The 7,033-nt window shown below is 41.3% G+C and carries 5 protein-coding genes and 1 pseudogene; 2 read left to right on the top strand and 4 right to left on the bottom strand.

Going from position 1 to position 7,033, the window contains the following annotated elements; all coding sequences use genetic code 11:
• The first annotated feature begins 291 nt into the window (after positions 1 to 291).
• Entirely contained in the window at positions 292 to 2,010 is a 1,719-nt protein-coding gene (locus HMPREF0083_RS00805; RefSeq protein ID WP_040301019.1) for a YcdB/YcdC domain-containing protein, read from the top strand.
• A gap of 228 nt (positions 2,011 to 2,238) precedes the next feature.
• Here HMPREF0083_RS00805 and HMPREF0083_RS27740 read toward each other — a convergent pair whose 3' ends face one another.
• Complete coding sequence (locus HMPREF0083_RS27740; RefSeq protein WP_021619000.1) at positions 2,239 to 2,379, bottom strand: hypothetical protein; 141 nt, start codon at positions 2,377 to 2,379, stop codon at positions 2,239 to 2,241.
• A gap of 84 nt (positions 2,380 to 2,463) precedes the next feature.
• The gene (locus HMPREF0083_RS00800) at positions 2,464 to 3,240 is read right to left on the bottom strand and encodes an Imm51 family immunity protein (protein WP_021618999.1); all 777 of its coding nucleotides are present in this window, start codon (positions 3,238 to 3,240) and stop codon (positions 2,464 to 2,466) included.
• A 135-nt stretch (positions 3,241 to 3,375) separates the two neighbouring features.
• On the opposite strand from HMPREF0083_RS00800, the pseudogene HMPREF0083_RS29195 reads away from it, so the two are divergent.
• Positions 3,376 to 3,713, top strand: a pseudogene (locus tag HMPREF0083_RS29195) (IS4 family transposase); the annotation flags it as partial.
• Positions 3,714 to 3,727: 14 nt separating this feature from the next.
• Here HMPREF0083_RS29195 and HMPREF0083_RS00790 read toward each other — a convergent pair.
• Together HMPREF0083_RS00790 and HMPREF0083_RS00785 are read right to left on the bottom strand one after the other, a co-directional pair.
• The gene (locus tag HMPREF0083_RS00790; protein ID WP_338081176.1) at positions 3,728 to 5,425 is read right to left on the bottom strand and encodes a DUF6138 family protein; all 1,698 of its coding nucleotides are present in this window, start codon (positions 5,423 to 5,425) and stop codon (positions 3,728 to 3,730) included.
• Positions 5,426 to 6,002: 577 nt separating this feature from the next.
• A complete protein-coding gene (locus HMPREF0083_RS00785; protein ID WP_021618996.1) occupies positions 6,003 to 6,770 on the bottom strand; it encodes a DUF1266 domain-containing protein in 768 nt (255 codons plus the stop codon).
• Between the last annotated feature and the right edge of the window lie 263 nt (positions 6,771 to 7,033).

Genomic DNA, 7,033 nt, shown 5'->3' with positions numbered 1-7,033 from the left:
CAAAGCACCTGCACTCTAATACATGTGCATAATCCGCTATATAAACTTTAGGAAAGTCTAAAGGAACTTCAATATGCAAAAGCACATTACCGATACACTCCTGAACCAATCCCATCCAAGATTCCCTGAATAAAATGTTTTTTGTTTTTCCGTACATAAACATTTTATGTACCCTTACCTAACAACTACATCAAAATGGAGGCATTTTACAATAAAGCAGTTGATTTTTCATTTTTTTCCTCCTATCATGATGTATAGTTTGTATTGTTATCCAAAAAAGGAGGATTTTTAATGAAGCGTACACTACCATTAACCGCTCTATTCCTTTCATCTTCACTTATGCTTGCTCCATCCGTGTTAGCTGAAGAAGTGGAATTGGGAGCTACCCAGGCCACATCTACACAAGCAGCTAAAGCAACTGAAACAACAGAAGCCTTAACTCCAATTCCAGCTGCTGTACAAAAAACGATGGACAGGCTGTTTACCCTTCAGCCGGAATTAAAGAAATTGAATATTATTACAAGTGGAGGTCGGGAGGATAGTCAGCGTTTTCTGGTGGGTCTTAGTGATAGACCAGAAGAAAAAATCAAGAAAGAAGATATGAGTGCTTATTTAGAATTCGATAGAAATACTGGAGATTTACTTTCGTTTGATATACGAGCTACAGCATGGGCATCCGAAAAATTGCCTTCTCGTCAGTTAGCACAGGATACAGCTGAACGTTTCCTTACAGAATGGTTTGGTACAGAGGGCAGAAAGCAATTCGGCAAGCCAACTAGGTATAGCGATTTCGGTTCTGCAACTCGTAACGAAGACGGATCGATAGTATCCTGGCGCACATGTTCAGTGGAATTCCCGCTCCTTCTTAACGGTATACCTATAGAGAACAAAGGAGTACGCTTGGAAGTCGATTCACTTGGTCATATTACAACCTATTCATATGACCCCGTCGATGTAGATACGACTAAGATACCAAAGCCGGATACCGCATTACCAATTGAAGAAGTTATAAAGAACATGACTACCGCAGATAGCATCAGCCTAAATTATGTACAAGAGCAATCAGGGAAGGATGGGCAAGCTTCAGAAGAAACAAAAACAAAACCAGGCTTACGCTACGATCTAGACTCCAGATATATCCATGCGCAAACGGGTAACAAAGTGGATGCAAAAGAGCTTGCTTCCGTGCAATCAAAACCAACGGAAACTAAAACCGTGCTTCACCCAAAAGGACAAACGCTTATTGCGCGTTCCGAAGAAGAAGTAAAACAACTTCTTGCCAAGTTATTTGATATTAATAGTGCTACAGGAACAGTACGTGTTCATCAGCCTATCAATTTTCCATGGGAAAAAGAAAAACGCTATTTGGACTATCGATTTAGCACGGAAGATGGTCAAGTAACCGCTCATATAACAACGGATAAAAAAACAGGTCATGTATATAGTGTCAGCTTATCTACAAACAAGGAGCAAAAAAAGCAAGCAGCAAGGATAACAGAAGAACAAGCATTTACTGTGGCCCGTGATTTCCTGGAAACATATGCCGATTCAAGTACAACGGAATTGGAATTACAGCAGGAGATCTTTGAGAAGCCAGAGATTCCGTCATGGGTAGATAAGAGTAAATTACCAGAAATGACCGATGAGCAAAATGATAAATATCAATTTCATTTCACTAAACTCCATCAGGGAATTCCTGTACGAGATCACAGTTATCAAGTGGATATAGATAAACAAACAGGAAAGGTTGTTTATTTCTATCTTTCTACCCCAATGGAAAAAGCAGATCTCCCAGATTCGCAAAACATCGTGACAAAAGAGGAAGCACTCGCAACATTGATTAAGTATAGAACACCATTGAAGTTAAAATATATATGGCCATGGTATTTAGATCAACAAGCTCCAGCACCGCTTCTTATATATGCATGGGATAACTCGGATGGGTTTGGTTATGTGGATGCTCTGACAGGCGAATATATTAAGGAACCTATTGACCAGGAAGACGAATAAAGCACTCACCCCCCCACTGTCCATATGGATGGTGGGCTAATGTTTCCTTACTTTAGAAATATCGACTTTGCTTATCAACTATTGTTCCCTGTTAGTTCGATAAAACAAAAGAGGAACGAATACTTCGTTCCTCAGATTGTCGAAAAAGCAATTTGATATCATATTTATGCATTAATATTAATTATTATAAATCCACTCTTTAAACTGCCAAGAAACTGACGGTTTTATTTACATCAATTTAGTTGTCGGCATTCGAAGCATTCCTCGAAAGAATCGAACCCATTGAGGGGCATCGCTGAAATTCGTATAGCGCACGATAATTTTATCGCGATTCTCAACTATCTTATGCAAATAAACCGGTTGTTTCACCGCAATCAACCTCATTTTGCATTTGGTGCTTCAACTCGCTCTTTCCGCATCAAACCCGGATATAGTGAACAAATTGTCCTTTGATCAATCTAATTCAGCGCGGGAGAATAGATCCCTGATTACAACGTCATCCTCGCAAGCATCTTTAAAGCCGAGCGCAAAACTTTGTAGCGCCTCTCTATTATCTGAATAAGCGCAGAACATACTGCCTTCCGGATCAAAACGTACGATACCAGCCAACTGAGGCATTCTTTCTTCAAGAAAAACAACCGCCAAAGACCCCCAATCGTAACCGTTGCCTTCAAATCCCTCGTCAGCCCGCGTTTGAAAAATTTCATCTTTGTAAGTACCAACATCCAAAATCATTGACACGTTGCCACTATCATGCTCTATTAGCTGAAACGGTTTAATTCTCTCTGCAATACTTAGCTGATTCACCCCAATGTCATTCTTCACAGAAGTAACTGCGTTTGGCTGCACTGTCATTGATTCCTTTTGACGGTTCTTTCGGTCGACCCCACGACGGCTCCATTCTAAAAACATCAGAGTATCTTCATCCTCTGGGTCTAGCTTATTCGCAATTTCAAATTCTCTTACTGCTTCCTCATATTGTAATAGGTAGTAGTAGGCATAGCCCACACGGAAATGCCAAAGAGGGTCATGCTCACCTTGTTTCTTGATCGTCAAAAACTGCTGCAATGCTTCATCGTAACGTTCCAGATTGTTCAATGCTCTTGCCAAATGACTGACTAAATCATAATCCCTATCCTGTTCGGGAATTTGCAGAATCTGACCTACTATTTTTTCAAATTCATCATCTTCATGCCAAAGGATTAGTTGTTTCAAAAGGTCTTTTTCCATTACTCTATCTCCATTCGTTGGTATGATACGGAACTGTGCCAATTATATCCTAGAAATACAACCCATCTCCATCTGAGAAACGACGGTCTCCATCCCATGGAATTCATGACGAAGCCCCACTTTCATATCAATTGATGCAAACTGATAAAAACAGAGCGATTTGAATGCCTTGTATATGGATAGTTAATTGCTATTCTACTTAGTTTTTCTCTCATGTTTCAAATGCGTAGGCTTCTTCTAAGGAAGAAAAAGAAAGAAGTGAATTCAAAGCGATCTGTATGGTAAAAGAATATTTTCTATCACTACATGATGCTTTGCGAAAACAAACGCAGGCTGTCCGACAGGTTCTTCGTCGGCTTTTTCAAATGATTGAAAAGAATGGGCGCAAGTCCCATCGGTATGAGAAGAAAACAGTGCTTGACATCCCGGGTGCAGTATATAAGCATATACAAAGACTTCACGCTGTTGCATAGCCATTACCTTTTGTCTATTGCAGCCTGTACAAGTTCGACAGCAATATCGATTTCTCTCCTTTGGCTTTGGCGGCGATAGCCTTAAGCTTGTCCACTCCTCCCCAGATTATATAGACAATATGCTTCACTTCATAAGGCTGAAAACCGCTAATTTTGTTCAGTAGCAGTCTTACATTAGCTTCTTCTTCCATAGCAGGTTTGATCTTCAGCTTCATCGAGTCCGTGCTATAAAGCAGGCATACAACGAGTGTGGCCATCGTCTCTGCATTCACGCCGTGCTGTTTAGCGAAGGCAACGGTGAACAAATCTTGAACAGACTGATGCTCCTCGTCGACCTTTGCCATATAATCTTCCACCAACGAGAAATGATTCCGATCCGCCAGTCCAAGGCCGAAGACGGCATAACTGCCTGGCATGCAGCTCTTCTCTCCTTCCGTATCCGTATACCACTCGAATTCTTCCATCGCCTCGCGGGCATACTCCTCCAACAGGGGATACAGATTTGGATACTCCAGAGCGTTGGCAAAGAAACGATGTGTACCCGATCTCGCTAATCCTTTGATGGGCAAAAACTGCCTAACACTGGATTTCAGCTTGATTTGATAGCTATTAGGGAAACCTTGTTTTAATAAACGGCAAATAAAACGGAGCGCACGCGCATAGCTCTCCTCGGCTTCCTGCTTAATGGTAATAGCCACCGTAGCGAATATATCATTTGCCTTGCATTCCACACGTTCATCGCGAAAATAAACCTCTTCCTTGGCAAAAGTTCCGCTGCCTTCCTGCATTAAACAAGAGGCTCGGACGCTTCCCAGTTCGACGGCCCGCTCCAGCAAAGCAATTCCCGTGCTTCTGCAGTAAGAAGGCTCATATTTAATAATTGCCACCGCTGTATATAATAGCAGTTCAGTCGGTCCTTGCTCGGTACTTTCAAGTTTAATATTGCTTTTTCTTGTATACTCTTTTTGATACTGCTCTCCCTGAATGTCAAAATACCGGGGAAGTAGCTTGTTTTCCGCCCAACGGCGTAAAGCAGAAATAATACGTGCCCGATGCTCTGCAAGTTGATGTTTATTTCCTTTATTCAACTGCTGAATCCTGTCGAAGACGGATATGATCCACTCTGCCTTTTGATCGGGAAATAGCTCCTCATCCAGCAAATGCTTGAAGAGAAAGAACGTCTCCAAAGGTTGGGTAGGATGCTTTCCCGATTCGAGCTTCGTTTCGATATAATAGGTAATTCGTTCCAGAAGTTTTTTCTTTTTCGTCTCATCGACATACTTGAGAATAGGAATGTTCACTTCACCTTCCTGCACCCAAAACTTGCCCAAGAACGTAAATTTATAATCAATTAATGCCGGAAACTGGAGACTATTCAATTTTTGCTGCATAAATAGGGCAAGCTCAGGTACAATCTGCTTCCTGACTTGTTCCTCGGACAATAGCTCTGTCGGCCCGCCATGCCTGAACTTTACTTTCGGTGAAATAAAATCTAATTTAGTATCCTCCACACTGACCCTGCCCTTAGCATATTCCAGCAGGGCATAATTATGAATTCCTATTTGCAGCGAAGTGCGCTTCACGATGGCTCCCGCACCCTTATCACCAAGGTGATTAAACCACTTGTTAATCACCATTTTCATTTCGTTTAGCATCGTATTTAGAATGTTCTCCATAACTTTATTTGTTGTCTCCCATCGTTCATTGTTCAAAACCCCATGTATCCTCTTAAACTTTCCAATTATATACATTTAATTTGATAAATCAACCAATTTTTATGGTGGGAGTTAAGAAAAAGACACACTGGCCTTTCTTCTGTTGGACCACAGGGCGCATCCACCTTCCTCTTTAAACCGAACGTATATTCCTATTATACAAGGAATCAGAGGAAAAATCTACCGATTTAACATCATTCCATGAATCCGATGTTGAAAAAAGAGCCTCTCCATACAAATTATAGTAACGGCTAAGATATAGAAGCAGTCATAAAAAAGGCGCCATCCTTTAAAGAATAGCGCATTTTTTCACTATTTAGGGTAGTTATCGCTCCTAACTTGATAGCGATGTAAATGCCCCCCAACCTTGGATTGAATTTGTTAAATGTGGTTTAACGAATATGGATAAACCCCCACCTGCAATGATGAGGGTCTTTTATTAGCAAGTATTCAAGCAACTGTTGTCGTCCTTTGCCCGTCTGATTCCAAACAGCAGCAGCCTTGTCTTTGATTATCCCGATGAGCTTACACTCATCCCTCAGGCGGGTAAACAGGAACAGGTAATAATGCTAAATTATCGGCTTCCTGTTCCGGATCGCTTAATGCTAAATTCATTCCAGATCGAGTCCTCTTCATTCAGCAATTCTTTTCCATTCCAAAGGATATCGTAAATGTCACCCTCGTAAGCAATGGCTCGGCCAAATGCAAATGAAATAAAATATTCCTTCCAGGATTGGAAGAAATGGCTGGCGGCATCAGCAGCCCTCTCTATATAGCCCCATGCCTGTTCTTCGGTTATATAGCCAAGTATGTAGCTCCATCTTGCAATATTTACAGCTCGGTCAAAATCCCAGGCAGCAATGGTGTTCACCCGGTCAAAATCGGATTTCACAAAGGAAAGCTTCTTCATCATCGCTTCCTGGGCTGATTCATAGCATTCCTGCGATTTCCCCACTTCCTCCTCTGTAAAAGACTGGCCAGCTTTCAACGCCATAAGAAGCTGATCATACTTCGCACGATGCCCTTCCGTAAGCAGCCATTCCAGCGTTTGCATAGCCTCCTCCGAATTACTAACGTCCCAGTATGAAGAAAGGCCTTCCTTCAAAGTTTCATAATCTACCTTCATCGGCAGTATCCGCGGCGACTCAGACCGGTAAAGAGAGAGATTGGCACCGTAGGCAAGCAAATGCTGTTTCTCCTTCGGTAAAGGGTTAGCCATCTCCATTTCCACTCGCAATTTTTTATTCTTTTTCTCAATTCGCCTGCTCGCTGTAATCAAACCCACGATAAGTAAAATCACAATCGCCACAATAACTCCCACAATAATTAGAAAAGTCTTCAAACCATCACGTTCCTCTCCATGTTTTTATTTGGCGCAGTTTAAAGGCATTGTTACTTACAAACACTCGTTCTGATAATATAATTAAATAAGATCAAATGTTTGGGTGTTGTTGACTTTGTCTTACATTTCGTTTAATCAATCAGCTTACTACATTTTTAAATACATTCCTATCTCTCTCAACTATGTAGAAAATAAAACGATAACGTCCTATTTTCATATGCATTTGTCTATATACCACGCCTGTTGATTATCCATAAGGTGGA

The organism is Aneurinibacillus aneurinilyticus ATCC 12856, from assembly GCF_000466385.1.
Taxonomy (GTDB): Bacteria; Bacillota; Bacilli; order Aneurinibacillales; family Aneurinibacillaceae; genus Aneurinibacillus; species Aneurinibacillus aneurinilyticus.
The sequence above is the reverse complement of the archived record's forward strand: the minus strand, read 5'-3'. Positions and strand labels throughout refer to the sequence as shown.